Source organism: Burkholderia sp. JPY481 (genome assembly GCF_038900515.1).
In the GTDB taxonomy this organism is placed as follows: Bacteria; Pseudomonadota; Gammaproteobacteria; order Burkholderiales; family Burkholderiaceae; genus Paraburkholderia; species Paraburkholderia youngii.
The window spans coordinates 43,439-62,921 of record NZ_JAYMRT010000027.1; the positions used below are offsets into that span (position 1 = coordinate 43,439).

The following is a 19,483-nucleotide window of genomic DNA, read 5'->3' on the forward strand; positions in this document are numbered from 1 at the left end:
GCCGATGGCACGGCCAGAAAGCACGTTCCGGTCCGGCAAAACCGACAATTTTACCCGACCGATATTCCTCTGACGTCCGGAGCCGCCCGCCTTCGTTGTGCGCCGCACTTAAGCGCGCGGATTGTGATTGTCACGGGGATGGCACGCGAGTATGTTGCCGGAGTCCACTTTTCAAGCTGCGGAGCTTCGACATGTTGCCCAAACGTTTGCTTTGCGCCGCTGTGTTGTGCCTCTGTTTCGCGGGCGTCGGTACGTCCGTGCTTGCCCAGACGGCGGCCGCCCCCGCTACCGCCAGCGCGCCGCCTGCCGCCGCCCTCGGCGGCCCGGTGCGCAACATCGTGCTCGTGCATGGCGCGTTCGTCGACGGATCGAGCTGGAACGGCGTGGTCGCGAAGCTGCAGCAAAAGGGCTATCACGTGAGCTCGGTACAGAACCCGCTGACGTCGCTCGCCGACGATGTCGCCGCGACCCGCCGCGTGCTGGATCGCGAGAACGGCCCGGTGCTGCTGGTCGGGCATTCGTGGGGCGGCGTGGTGATCACCGAGGTCGCCGGCAATGCGCCGAACGTTGCCGGGCTCGTGTATGTCGCCGCGCTCGCGCCGCAGTTGAACGAATCGGCGATGGACGTGATGAAGGCCGGCGGGCCGATGCCGGCCGGCCAAAGCATCAGCAAGGACGCGAACGGGTTCTTGTGGATCGACCGCGCGCGCTATCACGCCGACCTCGCCGCCGACGTGCCCGAGACCGTCACCCGCGTGCTCGCCGCCGCGCAGGTGCCGATCGCCGCGAGCGCATTCGACGAACCGGTCGATCAGATCGGCTGGAAAGACAAACCATCGTGGTACGTGCTGACGACTAAAGACCACGCGGTGTCGCCCGAACTGCAGAAGACGATCGCCGCGCGCATCGGCGCGAAAGTAGTGCCTGTTTCATCGAGCCATCTCGCGCCGGTGTCGCACGCCAGGGCCGTGGCCGACGCGATCGATCACGCGGCGCGCGAGTTGAGCCGGCAGCAGCAGTAGGTCACCGCGATAAGCTGTCAGCGGCTCGGCGAGCGGCGGCTCAGCGCAGCATGAACGACATCGCCGACAGACAGTTCAGCATCCGCACCGCATGCTCGGCCGACGCCGCACTGAAACGCAACGTCACGCCATCGACCCGCGTGAGCGTCGGCCATTGGCAGAACAGATCGGCGAGCCCGCTCGTTTGCACGCGCAGTTCGCAGTCGATTGCTCGCGGCTCCGCGCGCGTCGCGGCAGGCGCGCGGCCCGCTTCGATATGCTGGCGCACCACGTCGCGCGCGGCGGCTTGCAGCGCCTCGCGCACGCTCGCGGGCGACTGCGTGACGCCGCTTGCCTGGCCGGTCGCAGTTTTCGTCACGACGAAACGCGCACCGGGAAAACGCTGCGCGGTTTCCTCGGCGAACACGTCGTCACCCGATAAAAGCGCGACACGTGCGCCATATTCTTCAGCGAGCGCGCCGTACAACCCCGCTTCGCCGAGCTCCACGCCATTGAACGCGACGCGCGCGAACGCGAAGCTGTTGATCGTGTGCGCGAGGATGCCGCGCGTTTGCGCCTTCGCGTGATAGCCGATCATGAAGACCAGCGCTGCGCCGTATTCAAGTCCGGCCATCATGCCGAGCGTGCGCGGCTTGCCGAGCACGACCTGCGCGCGCGGATCGAGCAGATCGGGCAGCAGGTTGCGAAAGCCGCCGTGCGAATCGTTGACCCATACGTCGGTCGCGCCGCCGGCGAACGCGCCTTCGATGGCGGCATTGGCTTCGAGCGTCATCCAGCGTCGCGCGGCTTCGTATTCGCCGTTGCCCGCGCGCGTCTGCTCGGCATGGAACACGCCGGCGATGCCTTCGATGTCGGTGGAGACCAGGACTTTCATCGCGCGGAGTTCCTCAGCAGGTGGGCAAGGTCGGGGACGCTATCGCGCAGCGACAGCCGCCGATGGCCATCGCGACCGGTGACGGACTCGGCGCTCCACAACGCATCGACGATCGCCTGTTCGACGCTGTCGGCGCAGGCGCGAAACAGCGGGTCGAGGCAATGATCGGCGACGAGCGGCGGCAGCGCGACGAAGTCCGCGCCGTGCGGCACCGTGTATGCGGTCGAAAACGCCAACGCGATATCGCCGCTGCCGTGACCGTACACCGAACCGGTGCGCGCGAGACCCGCCGCCGCGCGCAACGACAGGCGTTTCAACTGGCGCGCGTCGAGCGGTGCATCGGTTGCGACGATCATGATGATCGAGCCTTGCTCGGGTTTGCCGGAGCTTGCATCAGCGGCAGCCGCGCGTTCGGCCAGCACGCGGCCGAGCGGCGTGCCGAAGATCGTCAACATCGGCAGACGGCCGAAGTTGGCCAGCACGAGCGCACCGACGGTGTAGTCACGGCCCGCCGCGCTGACTACGCGCGACGCAGTGCCGATGCCGCCCTTGAGATCGAAGCACGACATGCCGCGCCCGGCGCCGAGCGCACCGCTCGCGACATTGGTACTTGCTGCATCGAACGCTTCGTTGAAATGCTGTTCGGTCACGGCGAGCGCCTGAATATCGTTCAGGTAGCCGTCGTTGCATTCGAACACGAGCGGATTGACCGTCGACCATTCGCGGCCGATGCGCGGATTCGCGCGAATCGCCGCGCGGATCTGCGCCTGCGCGACCGTACCGACGCCGAACGTATTGGTCAGCGCGATCGGCGTCTCCAGCGTGCCGAGCTCGTCGAGCTGCACGAGCCCGACGCTCTTGCCGAAGCCGTTGATCACCGACGCGGCGGCCGGCACCTTGTCGACGAACGGATCGCCGCGATGCGGCCGGATCACGGTCACGCCGGTTTGCAACGCGCGTTCGGCCAGCGTGCAATGACCGACGCTGACGCCGTCCACGTCGGCGATCGTGCCGAGCGCGCCGGCCGGCAACCCGCCGATCTGCGGTGCGCGCTCATCCGAATGAAGCTTGCTCATGCTCATGGCCGATCCAGCTTCGGATCGAGCGCATCGCGCAGACCGTCGCCGAGCAGGTTGAACGCGAGCACGGTCAGGAAAATAGCGAGGCTCGGAAACAGCGCGATATGTGGCGCGGTCACCATGTCGGCGCGCGCTTCGTTGAGCATCGCGCCCCACTCCGGCGTCGGCGGCTGCGCGCCCAGGCCGAGAAATGACAGGCTCGCCGCCGTGATGATCGAGGTGCCGATACGCATCGTCAGATACACGACGACCGATGAAATCGTCCCCGGCAGAATGTGCCGCACGATGATGGTCCAGTCCGACGCGCCGATGCTGCGCGCCGCTTCGATATAGGTGAGCTGCTTGAGCATCAGCGTATTGCCGCGCACGAGCCGCGCGAACGCCGGAATGCTGAAGATCGCGACCGCGCAGATCACGTTGATCATGCCGTTGCCGAGAATCGCGACCACGCCGATCGCGAGCAGAATGCCGGGAAACGCGAACAGCACGTCGGCCACGCGCATCGTGATGCGATCCCACCAGCCCTCGTAGTAACCGGCAAGCAGACCGAAAAACGTGCCGATCACCGCGCCGATCGCAACGGACAGAAAGCCCGCTTCGAGCGAAATGCGTGAACCGACGAGGATGCGGCTGAAAATATCGCGGCCCAGCGAATCGACGCCGAACCAGTGTGCGGCCGACGGCCCCGCGTTCAGCGCGTCGTAGTCGAAGAAGTTCTCGGGGTCGTACGGCACGATATGCGGCGCGATGATCGCGATCACGATCAAGAGCAGCACGAACACGCCGGCGGCCAGCGCGACATGCTGCTTGCGGAACTTGCGCCAGAACTCGCTCCACGGCGTGCGGATCGCGCGTTCGGCGACCGCGGGATTGGCCGCGTTCGGCCCGGTGGCAGTGGTGCTCATGCGGGCCTCACTTGAAACGGATGGTCGGGTTGATCACCGCGTACATCACGTCGACGATCAGATTGATGATGATGAATTCGAGCGAGAACAACAGCACCTCGGCCTGGATGATCGGATAGTCGCGCATCGACACCGCATCGACGAGCAGGCGCCCGAGGCCCGGCCAGTTGAACACCACTTCGACGACGATCGAGCCGCCTAGCAGAAAGCCGAACTGCAGACCCATCATCGTGACGACGGGAATCAGCGCGTTGCGCAGGCAGTGCTTGATGATCACGAGCCGCTCGGGCACGCCCTTCGCGCGCGCGGTGCGCACGAAGTCCTCGTGCAGCACCTCGACGAACGAGGCGCGGGTGAAGCGCGCCATCACGGCCGCGACCGCCGCGCCGAGCGTCAGCGACGGCAGCACGTAGCTGCGCCACGAACCGTCGCCGACGATGGGCAGCCAGCCCAACTGCACCGAAAAAATCTCCATCAGCAGCATGCCGAGCGCGAACGCGGGAAACGAAATGCCCGACACCGCGAGCGTCATGCCCAGCCGATCCGGCCAGCGGTTGCGCCACACCGCCGAGGCGATGCCGATCGCCATGCCGATCACGACCGCCCACACCATGCTCGCGATCGTCAGCCACAGCGTCGGGAAAAAGCGCTCCGCGATCTCCTGGCTCACCGGCCGCTTGCTGCGCGTCGAAATACCGAAGTCGACGTGCGCCATGCGCCAGAAGAAACGGACGAACTGCTGCGGCATCGGCTTGTCGAGCCCGAGGTCGGCGCGCACCAGCGCGACGGTCGCTTCGTCCGCTTCGGGACCGGCGGCGAGCCGCGCCGGGTCGCCCGGCAGCAGATGCACGAACAGGAACACCAGCACGGCGACGATGAAAAGCGTCGGCAGCAGGCCTAGCAGACGTTTGACGAGGAAGTTCAGCATGAAACCAGTCCGGCAAATGAGCGGCGAATGTGTGAAACGAGGCGGGCCACGACGAAACGTGTGCCGCCTCGTCAGCTCATCACTTGATCGCGATCTCGTCGAAGTTGAACGAGCCGTCCGGCGCGACGTAAGCGCCCGACAGACGCTTGCTGCGCGCATACACGACCTTCTCCTTGACGAGGAAGATCCACGGCGCGTCGGCCCAGATGCGCTTCTGCGCGTCGGTGTAGAGCGCGGCCTTCTGCGTGCGGTCGGTGGTTTCGAGCGCCTGCTTCAGATCGTTGTCGACCGCGTCGCTCTTGTAGTACGAAGTGTTGACCATCTTCGGCGGCATCGAGTAGCCCGCGAGCAGCGGGCTGATCGCCCAGTCCGCCTCGCCGGTCGACGACGACCAGCCCGCGTAGTACATGCGCACCGGCGCGGTCGCCGGGTCCTGCGCGCTTTCGACCCTGGCGACGCGCTGCCCCGCTTCGAGCGCCTCGACGCTCGCCTTGATGCCGACCTGCGCGAGCTGCTGCTGCACGAACTGGATCACCTTCTGCGCGGTCGAGTAGTTATACGCGGACCACAGCGTCGTTTCGAAACCGTTCGGATAGCCCGCTTCCTTCAGCAGTGCGCGCGCCTTCGCCGGATCGTACGGCCACGGCCCGAGCTTGACAGCATAGTCGACGCCCTCCGGCACCACGCCGTCGGCCGGCGTCGCGTAACCGGCGAACGCGACCTTCGTCAGCGCTTCCTTGTTGACCGCGTAGTTCAGCGCTTCACGTACCTTCGGGTTGTCGAACGGCTTCTGGTTCATGTTCATGCTGATGTAGCGCTCGATGATCGACGGCGCCGCGATCAGATCGACCTTCGGGCTCGACTGCAGTTGCGCGGCCTGCTCGAACGGCACCTGGAACGCGAAGTCCGCTTCGCCGGTGCGCATCAGCGCGGCGCGCGTGTTGTTGTCGACGACCGGCTTCCAGTCGATCGCGTCGATCTTCGGATAGCCCTTCTTCCAGTAGCCGCCGAACTTCTTCACGGTCAGGTCGCCGGCCGGGTCCCACTTGACGAGTTCGAACGGACCCGTGCCGACCGGATGAAACGCGATGTCCTTGCCGTACTTCTTCAGCGCGTCCGGCGAAATCATCACCGCCGACGGATGCGCGAGCACATTGATGAACGCCGAGAACGGCGCCTTCAGCGTGACGCGCACCGTGTACGGATCGACCACTTCGGTCTTCTCGATGCGGCTGAACATGTTGTAGCGCTTCAGCTTGTTGGCCGGATCGGTCACGCGGTCGAAGTTCGCCTTCACGGCGGCCGCATTGAAGTCGGTGCCGTCCTGGAACTTCACGCCATGGCGCAGCTTGATCGTATAGACGCGCGCGTCGGGGCTCGCTTCATAGCTGTCGGCCAGCACGTTGACGAGCTTCATGTCCTTGTCGAAGCCGAACAGCCCCTGGTAGAACGATTTCGCGACCGCCTGCGACAGCGTGTCGTTCGCGTCGTACGGATCGAGCGACGTGAAGGTCGACGCGACGGCCATCACGGCCGTGGTTTCGGCGTGCGCCAGATTGCCCGCGAGCATCGCGAACACCACCGCGCCGCCGCTGACGAGCGCGCGCAAACGAAACGGAGAGGACGGGAACAGCAGGTTCATGAGATTGCTCCAGGCTGCGAGTTAAGGGTGTGACACGGTCTTTATGGTTGGCTTGCGCTTCAGTGGCTTTGTGCTGCGGTTGCCGGTGCTGCGGCTTTGCTTCGGGTCTTTCTGCTTCAACGCGAGGCGGCGCTTCGCTCAATAAGCGCCGCCGACGCGATGCCGCGCGACGAAGTGATCCGGTCCCACCGCGACGAGCGGCGCGACCACCGGCTCGTCGTGCAGCGCGCGGATCGGGCTCGGAATATCGTCGGCGGCGAGCAGGCGTTTCGCGTGACGGCGCGCGGGATCGGCGACCGGCACCGCGCTCATCAGCTTCTTCGTGTACGGATGCTGCGGCGCCTCGAACACCGCGCGGCGCGGCCCGATCTCGACGATCTGGCCGAGATACATCACCGCGACGCGATGACTGACGCGCTCGACCACCGCCATGTCGTGCGAAATGAACAGATAGGCGACGCCGAGTTCGCGCTGCAGATCGAGCATCAGATTGACGATCTGCGCCTGCACCGAGACGTCGAGCGCGGACACCGATTCGTCGGCGATCACGACTTTTGGATTCAGCGCGAGCGCGCGGGCAATCGCGATACGCTGACGCTGCCCGCCCGAAAACTCATGCGGATAGCGGCGCGCGGCCTCGGCCGGCAAACCGACTTTCTCGAGCAGCCACGCGACGCGCGCCTGCGCTTCGGCACCCTGCGCGACGCCGTGCACGAGCAGCGGCTCCATGATCGAGAAGCCGACGGTCAAGCGCGGATTCAACGACGCGAACGGGTCCTGGAAAATAAACTGGATATCACGGCGCAGCGCCTGCAATGCGGGCCCACTTAGCGAGCTGATTTCCTTGCCAGCGAATTCGATCGAGCCGCTCTGACTTTCGACGAGCCGCAGCAGCGAGCGGCCCGTGGTCGACTTGCCGCAGCCCGATTCGCCGACCAGCGCGAGCGTCTCGCCGGGCCGCAGATCGAAGCTGACTTTTTCGACCGCGTGCACGCGGCCCGTCATGCGGCCGAACAGGCCGCTACGCACCGGAAAGCGCGTGACCAGATCGCGCACGCGCAGAATCGGCGGCGTGTCGTCGCGCACCAGCGGCTGCGCCTCCTCGGCGACGGCCGCGGCGGGCTGCACCGCGGCATCGGCGCCGTTCGCGCCGGCCTGCTCGACGCTCAGGATCGGGAAGCGCGCGGGCTGATCGGTGCCGTGCATCGAGCCGAGCCGGGGCACCGCCGCGAGCAGCGCCTTCGTGTACGGATGCGACGGCGCGGCGAAGAGCGTATCGGATGCGCCCTCCTCGACCTTCTCGCCGCGATACATCACGAGCACGCGGTCGGCCACTTCGGCGACCACGCCCATGTCGTGCGTGATGAAGATCACGCCCATGTTCATCTCGTCCTGCAAGCCGCGGATCAGTTGCAGAATCTGCGCCTGAATCGTCACGTCGAGCGCGGTGGTCGGCTCGTCGGCGATCAGCAGCGCGGGTTTGCACGACAATGCTATCGCGATCATCACGCGCTGGCGCATCCCGCCCGACAACTGATGCGGATAACGCGCGGCGACGCGCCGCGCCTCCGGAATCCGCACCAGTTCGAGCAGACGCAAGGTTTCGGCGCGCGCGGCCTCGCGGCTCTTGCCCTGGTGCAGCGCGATCGCCTCGCTGATCTGGTCGCCGACCGTAAAGACCGGATTGAGCGAGGTCATCGGCTCCTGGAAGATCATCGCGATGTCGGCGCCGCGCACCGTGCGCATCGTGCCGGAAGACGTCTTCGCGAGATCGAGCACGCTGCCGTCGCGCCGCCGGAACGCGATGCTGCCGCCGGCAAGTCGCCCGCCGCCATGCTCGATCAGCCGCATTAGCGCCAGCGACGTGACCGACTTGCCCGAGCCCGATTCGCCGACGATCGCGAGCGTTTCGCCGCGCTCGACCGTAAAGGACAGATTGCGCACCGCGTTGAACGTTGAGTCGCCGCGGCGGAACGCGACCGTCAGATCGTCGACCGCGAGCACGCGCTGCGGCGGCAGGGTTTCGATGAGCGGACCGGCGGTGTGCGAGGAAGTCGGCACGGTGATTCCTTTGCTTTGAATTCGAACGCTGCTAACGGAGCTTCAGCAGTGTGGCGACACGCGCCCGCGCCTAGCGATAGATCGCCGTCACCGGCGCTTCGCCCAACCGCGCGAAGCCGCGGTACATGCCTTCGGTATTGAACGGCAGCGTGACGTTGCCATGCACGTCGACGGCGACGAGTCCGCCGCGTCCGTCGATCTTCGGCAAGCGGTTCATCACGACGTCGTGCGCGGCTTGTTCGAGCGACACCTGGCGATAGGCCATCTGTGCAGCGACGTCGTAGGCGGCGACCATGCGCATGAACATTTCGCCGGAGCCGGTGGTCGACACCGCGCAGGTCGCGTCGTCCGCATAGCAGCCGGCGCCGATCAGCGGCGTGTCGCCGACACGGCCCACCTGCTTGTTGGTCACGCCACCGGTCGAGGTCGCGGCGGCCAGATGCCCGTGACGGTCGAGCGCAACCGCGCCGACGGTGCCGAACTTGCGGTTCGGATCGATCGGCTCGTGCGGCATCGGGTCGTCGTTGTTCGGCGACGCGGACGCGAGCGTCGCGGCGTCGTGATCGAGCATCGGACGCTGCTGCTCGCGTGCCAGTTGCCATTGGCGATAGCGCGCGTCGGTATCGAAGTAGCTGTTATCGACGAACTCGAGCCCCTGCGCGGCCGCGAAAGCTTCCGCGCCTTCGCCGGTGAACAGCACGTGGTCGCTGCGCTCGAGCACGCGGCGCGCGGCGAGAACCGGATTGCGCACGCGCTTCACGCAACAGATCGCGCCCGCGTCGAGCGTGCGGCCGTCCATGATCGCGGCGTCGAGTTCGTGCGTGCCGGCCGCCGTGTAGACCGCGCCGTGACCCGCATTGAAGAGCGCGCAGTCTTCGAGCAGCCGCACCGCTTCACTGACCGCGTCGAGCGCGCTGCCGCCGTCGGCGAGCACGCGCTGGCCGGCGCTCAGTACCGCGTTGAGCGCCGCGTGATATTCGGCTTCGGCGCTGGCCGACATCGACGTGCGCAGGATCGTCCCTGCCCCGCCGTGAATGGCAATGACTGCGTTGGAGTTCATCGTTTGAATCGTGGAGTGCGGTTGGTTCGGGGAGTGCGGACTGCCGGGGTGGCTTTTGCTTCGGTATCCGTTGCTTTGATGCCTTTGGTCTGGCTGCCGTCGGCCTTTGCGCGCGCGGTTTTGCTCGCGGCGCGCGCCGGTTCCTGCACGGCGCCGGCCGCGCCGGACTGCGGATCGAACAGCCACGGCAGCACGAACTCGCTGACCTCGGCGGCCGCCTTGACCGAGCGTTGCGCGCGATACGCGACCGCGTCGCACAACGCCTCGATGACCGCGAGCACGGCCGAATCGGCATTCGATGCGAGACGCCGGTCGGTGCGGATATACAGCGCCAAGTCCGCGAAACGCACGAGCGGCGAGCGTGGACCGTCGGTGAGCGCGAGCACGCGCGCACCGCGCTCGGACGCGCGGCGCGCAAGCTCGATCGTGTCTTCGACATAGCGCGGAAACGCGATGCCGATCACGAGATCGCCCGCGCCCGAACGCACGAGATGCCGCGCCGCATGCGACGGCCCGCCGCTCAGCGCAAGCGAATGCACGTTGTCGTGATACGGCAGCAGGCCGTGCTCCATCAGGCTCGCGAGAAACGCGCTGGCGCCGAAGCCGATCACGAATACGCGGCGCGCGGCGATGATCGCGTCGACGGCGGCATCGGCGGTCGCGCGATCGATCGATGTACGCGTTGCGTGCAGATTATTGGCGGCCTGCTCGAGCGACGCGTCGATCAGGTCGTCATCGGCCGCGAGCGTTTCCTGCGCGCTGCGCAGCCGTTCGACCGGCGCGAGCGTCGCCTCGAAGCCGCGCACGAGCGCCTCGCGAAACTGCGGGTAACCGTCGAAGCCGAGCGCGCGCGCAAAGCGATTCGCGCTCGCCACCGACGCGCCAACCACACTCGCGAGTTCGTCGATGCGCATCGTCGCCGCGCGGAACAGGTTGGCCAGCACGTACTCGCCCATGCGCTGGTGGATCGGCGTGAGCGTCGGCATCGCGGCGGAGATGCGCGCGGCAATGGCCTGCTCGGCGGGGTTCGACACAGCGGACGGGTGGTGGATCATGCGAGCGGACAGGCGCGGCTTTGCGAGGTGGACTCGATGAAAACATATTTACATGAAACCCGCGCCGAAAAAAATTCATTTTCATATTTGAGGGTTTTCACCGACCGAAGCCCTTCAGGCAAGGAGTTCAACATCCGCGATATGCTGCGCCCCGAGGAAAATGCATTTTCATCGGGGCGACCGGAAGCTTTCAACGCGCGGCTGGCGCCGCGCTCAACACGCCGCCGCGCTCTGCTCGGGAATGTCCATGAGCCGCGCCACCGGCGACATCACGATGATCAGCGCCTGCACGAGAAACGCAAACGCCGCCGCAACCAGACACACGTCGATGCTCCAGCGCGCGCTGAGCGCGGCGCCCAGCAATGCGCCCACCGGCCGCGCGCCATAGGTGGCCGTGCTGATCAGCGCGGACACGCGGCCGATCATCCGTTCGGGCGTGATCGCCTGACGCAGCGTGGTCGAGGCGACGACCCACAGGATCGGTCCCGCGCCGAGCAGGAAGAAACTCGCGAGCGCGAGCAAGAAGGATGGCGCGACGAGCGTCGCGACCATCACGAGCGACGCGAGCAGCCCGCACGACGGCCCGATGATCAGCAGACGGCCGAACGCGACACGCCGCGCGACCGCGGGCGCCGCGAGCGCACCGCACACCATGCCGACGCCGTACGCGCCGAGCGTCACGCCGACCGCCGATGCATCGAGCCCGAGCCGATGCACCGCGTACGGCACATAGACCGCCTGCAGGATGAAGAAGCCGAGGTTGAAGAACACGGCGGTCAGCAGGATCGGCAGCAGCAGCGGATCACGCAGCACGAAGCGGGTGCCGTCGCGCAACTCCAGCATGAAGTGCCGCCGCGGCGCGGCCGCGCGCGGCGGCTCGCGCAATCCGGCGAGCAACGCGACGGCGAGCGCCGACAATCCCGCCGCGGCGCCATACGCCCAGCCCGCGCCGATCCAGCCGACCAGCACGCCGCCCAGCGCCGGACCCGCCGAATACGCGACGCTGCGCGCCAGTTCTAGCCGGCCGTTCGCGCTTGCATAGGCTTCGCGTGGCACGATCGACGGCACCAGCGAAGGCGCCGCGACGTTGTAGGCAACCGTGCCCGTCGCGGCAACGAAGCCGAACGCGGCGAGCAGCGGCAGGTTCAGCGCATGCGTGAGCACCAGCAGCAGCACGCACAGCATCGCGCAGACTCGCACGCTCTCGGCGAGCGTCATCAGCACGCGGCGCGAGCGGCGGTCGGCCCAGACGCCGAGCGGCATCGACAGCAACAGGAACGGCAGCGTCTGCGCGGTTTGCAGCAGACCGGTATCGCGCGCGTTGGCGCCGAGCGCGAACACCGCGACGAGCGGCGCGGCGGCGAGGCTGATCTGCTCGGCCGATTGCGCGCACAGGTTCGACCAGGCGAGGCGCTGGAAGGCGCGGGGCAGTCGTTGCGCGTTGGCCGGCGAAGACGGCGAAGACGTGGTGGCGGACATCGATGCACTTCCGGGATGTGATGTGAGGCGTTCATCGTCGGCGCTTGGGGCCTGCGGGGCGCCCCGGTTCTTGCGGTGTTATTCTTCGCTCGCCATGAATCTCGAAAGCATCCTCTTTACCCAAGGTTTCGGTTCGCGCCGCCAGTGCCGCGCGCTGATCGGCGACGGCCGCGTCGGCATCGACGGCGCCATCTGCACCGATGCCGACGCCGATTTCGCTGTCGATAGCCGCGCGTTGCGCTTTAGCGTCGACGGCGTCGAATGGCCGTATCACGAGCACGCGTATCTGCTGCTGAACAAGCCGGTCGGCTACGAATGCTCGCGCGATCCGCAGCATCATCTGAGCGTGTTCAGCCTGCTGCCGCCGCAGTTCGCCGAGCGCGGCGTGCAGTGCGTCGGCCGCCTCGATCAGGACACCACGGGTCTGCTGCTGCTCTCCGACGACGGCAAGTTCGTGCATCAGTTCACGTCGCCGAAACGCAAGGTGCCAAAGCTCTACGTCGCGACCACGCGCCATCCGCTCGATGATGCGCAGCTCGCCGCGCTGCGCGACGGCGTCCTGCTGCACGGCGAGACCAAACCGAGCGCCGCGCTCGACGCGCAGACGCGCGGCACCCACACGCTCGCGCTCACCGTGCTGGAAGGCAAATACCACCAGGTCAAGCGGATGATCGCGGCCTCGGGCAATCGCTGCGAGGCGCTGCATCGTGAGCGGATCGGCGGCCTCGCGCTGCCGGCGACGCTCGCGCCCGGCGCATGGCAATGGCTCGACGAAGCGGGCCTCGCGGCGCTGCGGGCCGGGTAAACGACTAGCGCCCAGTGAGCGCCACCTAAGCCCTTGATGCACCGGAGAAAGCCCGCGCACATTGCGGTGCACCGCACATAGGCCGCTGCGTTGCAGCATGCCGTTGCTTACATGTCGCCCTATACTCGTCTAAACAAACGACTACAAAGGTTTCAAGGAGGGGCGCCATGAATATCGACGGGACGATGGCGTTTTCGCGCGCGATGATCGCGTTTATCTGCTTCGCGCTGCTGCTGGTCGGCGGATTGCTGGTCATCATGCGGCGGCGGCACCAGTACCATCCGAACCTGATCGGCGCATTGATCGGCGGCATGCTGTGCTTCCTGTTGCTGGAAGTGCTACCGACGCTGACCTGATGCCGGTTGGACCGCGCGGCTCTTTTTGCGCGGCGCATTGATGCGATGCGGCGCAGGTGCTATTTCTGCGGGGCCAGGTGGCCCCGCGAGGCGGCATTTTTTGTTTCTGTTGCTGGCCTAGCCGCCCTTGCCCTTCCCATTGCCCTTCGCTTCGCGCAAGAAATCGTCGACGCTCGGATAGCGCAGACGTACTCCCAATTCCTCCTTCAGACGGCGGTTCACAAGGCGGCGCGACTCGCGCATGAACGACAGCAGCATCGGATCGATCTGCTGTTCGGCCTGCTCGCGCGTGATGCGCGGCGCTCGCGCGAGCCCGAAGGCGTCGGCAACCGCGTCGAAATACTCGCCCATCTTCAGCGACGAATCGTCGGACGCGTGCAGCGCGCGCGCGGGCCGGCCATGCGTGGCGAGACGCACGAGGATCGCGGCGAGGTCGTCGGCGTGGATGTGATTCGTGTAGACGTCGTCGGCATCGACGAGCGCCGGCGTGCCTCTTTCGAGCCGCGCGAGCGGCAGGCGGTTGGCCGCATAGATACCGGGAATCCGCGCGATGCTCGCGGCGACGCTGCCGCGCGCGGTCGCGCGCCGCAACTGCCGCTCGGCCGACACGCGACGTTTGGCACGCGCATTTGCGGGCTGCGTCGCGCGCGTTTCGTCGATCCACGCGCCGCCGCAATCGCCGTAGACGCCCGTCGTGCTTGCGTAAACGACGCGCACCGGGGCCCGCGAAGCGCCGGTCCGGCGCACCCCGTCGGGTACAATAGCGGGTGTTTCAGCGTCCAGACCTGAAGCGCGCGCACGGCGCAGCCGCGCGATCGGCGCTACCGGCGACCTCGCCGCGCTAGCGTTCATGCGGCCCGCTGCACCTAGCGTCGCAAGCAGCGCGCGGGTGCGCCGGTCGTCGTCGCCGGACTTCTGCGGTGGCGCGAGATGCAGCACCGTCGGCGCGAGGCCCGCGAGCCGTTTGAGGCTGCGGCGCGCGTCGAGATCGCCGACGAGCGGCGTCACGCCCGCGGCGCGCAACTCGTCGCAGCGCGCGGCATGGCTGGTCAATGCGAAGACATGTGCGCGCGGCCGCAACAGAGGCACGCAGCGCATGCCGACGTCGCCGCATCCTACGATCAGCACGCGCGGCCGGCGGAAGTTTCGTGTCGCTTTCATGGTGGGCGCATTGTAGCGGTCACATGCAACAGGTACCGCGCGGTTGATCCGGCGGGTCCGATTTCGATTCAGTTTTTCGATTCCGAACACTTTATGGCATTTAACGTCACGCTCCGGCAAAGCGGCCGGCAGTTTCAGGTAGAACAGGACGAACCGGTGCTCTCCGCAGCGCTGCGTCAAGGCATCGGCCTGCCGTACGGCTGCAAGAACGGCGCTTGCGGTTCGTGCAAGGGCACGGTCGTCAGCGGCGAGGTCGAACAGCGCCCGCACTCGTCGTCGGCGCTGTCGAACGACGAAAAGACCCGCGGCATGGCGCTCCTGTGCTGCGCGACCGCGTGCTCCGATCTCGAAGTCGACATCCGCGAAGTGGCCGGCGTCGGCGACGTGCAGGTCAAGAAGCTGCCGTGTCGCGTGAACGCGATCGAGCGCCGCGCCGACGACGTGATCATCGTGAAGCTGCAACTGCCCGCCAACGAGCGCCTGCAATATCTGGCCGGCCAGTACCTCGAATTCATCCTGAAGGACGGCAAGCGCCGCAGCTATTCGATGGCGAATGCGCCGCACGTCGAAGGCCCGATCGAGCTGCACATCCGCCATATGCCCGGAGGTGCGTTCACCGACCACGTGTTCAACACGATGAAGGAGCGCGACATCCTGCGCTTCGAAGCGCCGCTCGGCACGTTCTTCCTGCGCGAAGACTCGGACAAGCCGATCGTGCTGCTCGCGTCGGGCACCGGCTTCGCGCCGCTGAAGGCGATCGTCGAGCATGCGGTGTTCAAGAACATCACGCGCCCCATGACGTTCTACTGGGGCGCGCGCCGCAAGAAAGACCTGTATCTGCTCGAACTCGCAGAGCAATGGGCGCGCGAGATTCCGAACTTCAATTTCGTGCCGGTGCTCTCCGAGCCCGATGCGGGCGACGCATGGACGGGCCGCACGGGCTTCGTGCATCGCGCGGTGATCGAGGATCTGCCCGATCTGTCGGCCTACCAGGTGTACGCATGCGGCGCGCCGGTGATGGTCGAATCGGCGCTGCGCGACTTCACGCAGCATCACCAGTTGCCGGAAGAGGAGTTCTATGCGGACTCGTTCACGAGCGCGGCCGATCTCGCAAACGCGGTCTGATTGCACGCCGGCAAATTCGCCCTGATGCAGCACCAGTGCAAATTCATGGTTTACACCGGTGCTTTTCTTATCGTATTCTTTCGCGCATGAACCGCACCCAGTCCGAACTCCGACGTCGCCGCTCGCCGCTCCCCTAGGGACGCCGCTGGCTTCGTCACGGACTCGCGCCACACACAAACCTGGGCGCAAGCTGTTCGAATCATGAAAGCCACGGCATGCCGTGGCTTTTCTGCTTTTCCGGCCGCCGTTTTTATTGGCCAAACCGTCACCGTTTCTTCACCCTGCTTTTACCCTTTGCCCTGGAGCCTGCCGACATGAATTTCAATGAGTATCCAATCGATTCGCTGATGTACATCACGAACCGGCCCGAAATCGTTTTCACGCACGGCAAAGGCTCGTGGATTTACGACAACAACGGCAAGCGCTACCTGGATTTCATTCAGGGCTGGGCGGTCAACAGCCTCGGCCACTGCAACGACGGCATGATCGAAGCGCTGAACAGCCAGGCCAGGCTGCTGATCAACCCGTCGCCGGCGTTCTACAACGAGCCGATGGCGAAGCTCGCGGGTCTGCTCACGCAGCACAGCTGCTTCGACAAGGTGTTCTTCGCGAACAGCGGCGCCGAGGCGAACGAAGGCGCGATCAAGCTCGCGCGCAAGTGGGGCAGGAAGTTCAAGGACGGCGCGTTCGAGATCATCACGTTCGACCACAGCTTCCACGGCCGCACGCTCGCGACGATGTCGGCCAGCGGCAAGCCGGGCTGGGACACGATCTACGCGCCGCAGGTACCGGGCTTCCCGAAGGCCGACCTGAACGACATCGCGTCGGTGGAAAAGCTGATCAACGCGAAAACCGTCGCGGTGATGCTCGAGCCGATCCAGGGCGAAGGCGGCGTGATCCCTGCAACCCGCGAATTCATGCAGCAACTGCGCGAGCTGACGAAAAAGCACAACATTCTGCTGATCGTCGATGAAGTGCAAAGCGGCTGCGGTCGCGCCGGCACGCTGTTCGCGTATCAGCTGTCGGGCATCGAGCCGGACATCATGACGCTCGGCAAGGGCATCGGCGGCGGCGTGCCGCTCGCGGCGTTGCTGTCGAAGGCGGAAATCGCCGTGTTCGAAGCGGGCGACCAGGGTGGCACCTACAACGGCAATCCGCTGATGACCGCGGTCGGCCACTCGGTGATCTCGCAGCTGACGGCGCCGGGCTTCCTCGAAGGCGTGCGCTCGCGCGGCGAATACCTGCGCACGAAGCTGCTCGAGCTGTCCGAGGAACGCGGCTTCAAGGGCGAGCGCGGCGAGGGTCTGCTGCGCGCGCTGCTGCTCGGCAAGGACATCGGCAACCAGATCGTCGAGAAGGCGCGCGAACTGCAACCGGACGGCGTGCTGCTGAACGCCGCGCGTCCGAACCTGCTGCGCTTCATGCCGGCGCTGAACGTGACGACCGAAGAGATCGACCAGATGCTGGCGATGCTGCGCTCGGTTCTCGACTCGCTGTAATCCACTGCGGAGCGTACCGATGACGACGAACACGACGCTGTCGATCCGCCGCTTCGACGCGAGCGATACCGAAGCGGTGATCGCGCTATGGCAGCAGGTGTTTCCCGAGTATCGCGACGTGACGCGACCGCAGCGCAATCCGCGTCTGTCGATTGCGAACAAGCTCGCGACGCAACCGGAACTGTTCTTCATCGCGGTGCTCGATGGCCGCATCGCCGGCACCGTGATGGGCGGCTATGACGGACACCGCGGCTGGCTGTATTCGCTCGCGGTCGACGCATCGCTGCGACGTCACGGCATCGGCACGCGGCTCGTTGCGCATGTCGAGAGCGAGCTGACGAAGCTTGGTTGTCCGAAGCTGAACCTGCAGGTACTGTCGTCGGCGTCGGCTGAAGTGCGCGCGTTCTACGATGCGCTCGGCTATCGCGCCGATGCGGTGGTCAGCCTCGGCAAGCGCCTCGGCCAATACGCGGACGCAGCCGCGGCGGGTTGATTCACGTCGTACACCTGATTAAAGAAGGCCGCATGCGCTGGTTGGCGCATGCGGCCTTTTTCATTGCTCTCTCACGAGCGGCGCACATATCGGCGGATTCGGACAAATAGCAGATGGCGGGCAGACGGATTGCCTAGAATCGTTTACGCAAGAGGCGACGCCGGGGCTGGAAAAGACGTTCGCGGCGGTTCGCGAAGTTCCCCGCGGCGGCTCATGCATCTGAGTCCCAACGCGTTTGAATCCTAAGGGGAATCTTCATGGCGACTTATGTGGTGCTCCTGCAATTCACGGATCAGGGAATCCGCGCGATCAAGAACACAGCGCAGCGAGCCGGGCAGACGGCGGAGATGGCGAAATCTTTTGGCTGCGAAATGAAAGAGATCTACTGGACCTTGGGGGAATACGACATTGTCTCGGTCGTCGAAGCGGTAGACGAGCAGAGTTTCCTCGCCTTCGGCTTCGCGCTCGGCTCGGCCGGCAATGTCCGTTCGCAAACACTGCGTGCGTTCACCAAAGATGAAATCAGTGCGGTTATCGGGAAACTCCCATAATTCCCGCTCTGGTCAGCAAGAAAAAACGCGCCGCACGACGTTGCATCGTGAGGCGCGTTGCAAGAAGGAGGTGTGCGAATAAACGGCACACGTCCAACTCATCAGCTACTTATTCACCCAGGTAAGCGGCCCGAACCTTCGGATCGTCGAGCATGTGTTTCGCGTCGCCCGACATCGTGATCAGACCGGAGTCCATCACGTAGCCACGATTGGCCGCCTGCAGCGCGAGACGCGCGTTCTGCTCGACGAGCAGAACGGTCATACCTTCGGCGGAAATCGAGCGCACCACTTCGAAGATCTTCTCGACCATGATCGGCGAGAGGCCCATCGACGGTTCGTCGAGCAGCAACAGTTTCGGCCGCGAGATGATTGCGCGCGCCATCGCGAGCATCTGCTGCTCACCGCCCGACAGCGTGCCCGCGTATTGCGACGCGCGCTCCTTCAGACGCGGGAAGAAGCCGAACATGCGCTCGACGTCCGACTTGATACCGTCGACATCGTTGCGCAGATACGCGCCCATCTGCATGTTCTCGACGATCGACATGCGCGCGAAGATGCCGCGACCTTCCGGCACCATCGCGAGACCGCGCTTGAGCAGCTCGTGCGCGGGCAGGCCTTTGATCGACTGGCCCATGTACTCGATATCGCCGGCCGCATACGCCTTCAGGCCCGTGATCGCCTTCATCGTCGTGGTCTTGCCCGCGCCGTTCGCGCCGATCAGCGTGACGAGTTCGCCCTGCCCGACCTCGAGGTCGACACCCTTGACCGCCTGGATGCCACCGTAGTTGACCTGCAGGCCCTTGATTTTCAACATTGCTTGCGTCGTGGACATCAGTGAACCCCCGCACCCAGATAAGCTTCGATCACCTTCGCGTCTTTCTGCACGTCCTGCGGCAGACCCTGTGCGATCACCTTGCCGTAGTCGAGCACCGTCATCTGGTTGCACAGGCCCATCACGAGCTTCACGTCGTGTTCGATCAGCAGAATCGTCTTGCCGTCCGCGCGGATCTTGTCGAGCAGCTTGGTCAGCTCGACCTTCTCGGTGGCGTTCATGCCGGCCGCCGGTTCGTCGAGCGCGAGCAGCTTCGGATCGGTCGCCAGCGCACGGGCGATTTCGAGGCGCCGCTGGTGGCCATACGACAGGTTGCGCGACGTGTAGTCCGCGTATTGCGTGATGCCGACGTAGTCGAGCAGTTCGAGCGCGCGCTCCTTGATTTCGCGCTCTTCCTTGCGTTCGGCCGGCGTCTGGAACACCGCGCCCAGCAGACCGTGCTTGGTGCGCACATGACGGCCGACCATCACGTTTTCGAGCGCGGTCATGCCGCCGAACAGGCGAATGTTCTGGAACGTGCGCGCGATGCCCGCCTTCGCGACCTGATAGACCGCGG

The 19,483-nt window shown here is 65.7% G+C and carries 19 protein-coding genes; 7 read left to right on the forward strand and 12 right to left on the reverse strand.

Annotation, left to right across the window (positions count from 1 at the left end; translation table 11 throughout):
- Nucleotides 1-191 precede the first annotated feature (191 nt).
- Nucleotides 192-1,022, forward strand: a complete 831-nt coding sequence (locus VSR82_RS35085; RefSeq protein ID WP_429458201.1) for an alpha/beta fold hydrolase — start codon at nucleotides 192-194, stop codon at nucleotides 1,020-1,022.
- 40 nt (nucleotides 1,023-1,062) lie between these two features.
- Here VSR82_RS35085 and VSR82_RS35090 read toward each other — a convergent pair whose 3' ends face one another.
- The 9 genes from VSR82_RS35090 to VSR82_RS35130 all read right to left on the reverse strand — a co-directional run bounded on the left by VSR82_RS35090 (nucleotide 1,063) and on the right by VSR82_RS35130 (nucleotide 12,105).
- Nucleotides 1,063-1,896, reverse strand: a complete 834-nt coding sequence (locus VSR82_RS35090; RefSeq protein ID WP_429458199.1) for a M55 family metallopeptidase — start codon at nucleotides 1,894-1,896, stop codon at nucleotides 1,063-1,065.
- Nucleotides 1,893-2,978, reverse strand: coding sequence for a DmpA family aminopeptidase (locus VSR82_RS35095; protein ID WP_429458197.1), 1,086 nt, complete (start codon nucleotides 2,976-2,978; stop codon nucleotides 1,893-1,895). Before VSR82_RS35095 ends, VSR82_RS35090 begins: the two co-directional genes overlap by 4 nt.
- On the reverse strand, nucleotides 2,975-3,880 hold the full coding sequence (gene gsiD / locus VSR82_RS35100) for a glutathione ABC transporter permease GsiD (protein WP_368584978.1): 906 nt from the start codon (nucleotides 3,878-3,880) through the stop codon (nucleotides 2,975-2,977). The genes VSR82_RS35095 and gsiD overlap by 4 nt, the downstream gene beginning before the upstream one ends.
- 7 nt (nucleotides 3,881-3,887) lie before the next feature.
- Nucleotides 3,888-4,808 carry a glutathione ABC transporter permease GsiC gene (gene gsiC / locus VSR82_RS35105; RefSeq protein ID WP_429458195.1) on the reverse strand — a complete coding sequence of 307 codons (921 nt, stop codon included), beginning with the start codon at nucleotides 4,806-4,808 and terminating at the stop codon, nucleotides 3,888-3,890.
- Nucleotides 4,809-4,887: 79 nt separating this feature from the next.
- Nucleotides 4,888-6,450: a glutathione ABC transporter substrate-binding protein GsiB gene (gsiB, locus tag VSR82_RS35110; RefSeq protein WP_368584980.1), complete on the reverse strand. Its 1,563-nt coding sequence runs from the start codon at nucleotides 6,448-6,450 to the stop codon at nucleotides 4,888-4,890.
- 138 nt (nucleotides 6,451-6,588) lie between these two features.
- Nucleotides 6,589-8,511: a dipeptide ABC transporter ATP-binding protein gene (locus tag VSR82_RS35115; RefSeq protein ID WP_498858510.1), complete on the reverse strand. Its 1,923-nt coding sequence runs from the start codon at nucleotides 8,509-8,511 to the stop codon at nucleotides 6,589-6,591.
- 70 nt (nucleotides 8,512-8,581) lie between these two features.
- Nucleotides 8,582-9,571, reverse strand: coding sequence for an isoaspartyl peptidase/L-asparaginase family protein (locus VSR82_RS35120; protein ID WP_429458190.1), 990 nt, complete (start codon nucleotides 9,569-9,571; stop codon nucleotides 8,582-8,584).
- On the reverse strand, nucleotides 9,568-10,626 hold the full coding sequence (locus VSR82_RS35125) for a MurR/RpiR family transcriptional regulator (protein WP_429458188.1): 1,059 nt from the start codon (nucleotides 10,624-10,626) through the stop codon (nucleotides 9,568-9,570). Before VSR82_RS35125 ends, VSR82_RS35120 begins: the two co-directional genes overlap by 4 nt.
- A gap of 213 nt (nucleotides 10,627-10,839) precedes the next feature.
- The gene (locus VSR82_RS35130; protein WP_498858511.1) at nucleotides 10,840-12,105 is read right to left on the reverse strand and encodes an MFS transporter; all 1,266 of its coding nucleotides are present in this window, start codon (nucleotides 12,103-12,105) and stop codon (nucleotides 10,840-10,842) included.
- 94 nt (nucleotides 12,106-12,199) lie between these two features.
- Here VSR82_RS35130 and VSR82_RS35135 point away from each other — a divergent pair, with 94 nt between their 5' ends.
- A complete protein-coding gene (locus tag VSR82_RS35135) occupies nucleotides 12,200-12,910 on the forward strand; it encodes a pseudouridine synthase (protein ID WP_429458184.1) in 711 nt (236 codons plus the stop codon).
- Nucleotides 12,911-13,077: 167 nt separating this feature from the next.
- The gene (locus VSR82_RS35140; RefSeq protein WP_176124444.1) at nucleotides 13,078-13,266 is read left to right on the forward strand and encodes a hypothetical protein; all 189 of its coding nucleotides are present in this window, start codon (nucleotides 13,078-13,080) and stop codon (nucleotides 13,264-13,266) included.
- 117 nt (nucleotides 13,267-13,383) lie between these two features.
- Here VSR82_RS35140 and VSR82_RS35145 read toward each other — a convergent pair whose 3' ends face one another.
- Nucleotides 13,384-14,427: an NAD-dependent epimerase/dehydratase family protein gene (locus VSR82_RS35145; protein WP_429458182.1), complete on the reverse strand. Its 1,044-nt coding sequence runs from the start codon at nucleotides 14,425-14,427 to the stop codon at nucleotides 13,384-13,386.
- Between the two features lie 93 nt (nucleotides 14,428-14,520).
- Between VSR82_RS35145 and VSR82_RS35150 the strand changes: the two genes are divergently transcribed.
- The 4 genes from VSR82_RS35150 (at nucleotide 14,521) to VSR82_RS35165 (ending at nucleotide 18,095) form a co-directional block, all read left to right on the forward strand.
- A complete protein-coding gene (locus VSR82_RS35150) occupies nucleotides 14,521-15,552 on the forward strand; it encodes a CDP-6-deoxy-delta-3,4-glucoseen reductase (protein WP_429458180.1) in 1,032 nt (343 codons plus the stop codon).
- Nucleotides 15,553-15,866: 314 nt separating this feature from the next.
- A complete protein-coding gene (locus tag VSR82_RS35155) occupies nucleotides 15,867-17,051 on the forward strand; it encodes an acetylornithine transaminase (RefSeq protein WP_368584988.1) in 1,185 nt (394 codons plus the stop codon).
- A 19-nt stretch (nucleotides 17,052-17,070) separates the two neighbouring features.
- A complete protein-coding gene (locus VSR82_RS35160; protein WP_429458178.1) occupies nucleotides 17,071-17,544 on the forward strand; it encodes a GNAT family acetyltransferase in 474 nt (157 codons plus the stop codon).
- Between the two features lie 257 nt (nucleotides 17,545-17,801).
- Nucleotides 17,802-18,095: a GYD domain-containing protein gene (locus tag VSR82_RS35165; protein ID WP_368584990.1), complete on the forward strand. Its 294-nt coding sequence runs from the start codon at nucleotides 17,802-17,804 to the stop codon at nucleotides 18,093-18,095.
- A 109-nt stretch (nucleotides 18,096-18,204) separates the two neighbouring features.
- Here VSR82_RS35165 and VSR82_RS35170 read toward each other — a convergent pair whose 3' ends face one another.
- Both VSR82_RS35170 and VSR82_RS35175 read right to left on the reverse strand, forming a co-directional pair.
- Entirely contained in the window at nucleotides 18,205-18,909 is a 705-nt protein-coding gene (locus VSR82_RS35170) for an ABC transporter ATP-binding protein (protein WP_498858512.1), read from the reverse strand.
- A gap of 17 nt (nucleotides 18,910-18,926) precedes the next feature.
- The coding region (locus VSR82_RS35175) for an ABC transporter ATP-binding protein (RefSeq protein ID WP_498858513.1) at nucleotides 18,927-19,483 on the reverse strand (557 nt) is incomplete at its 5' end.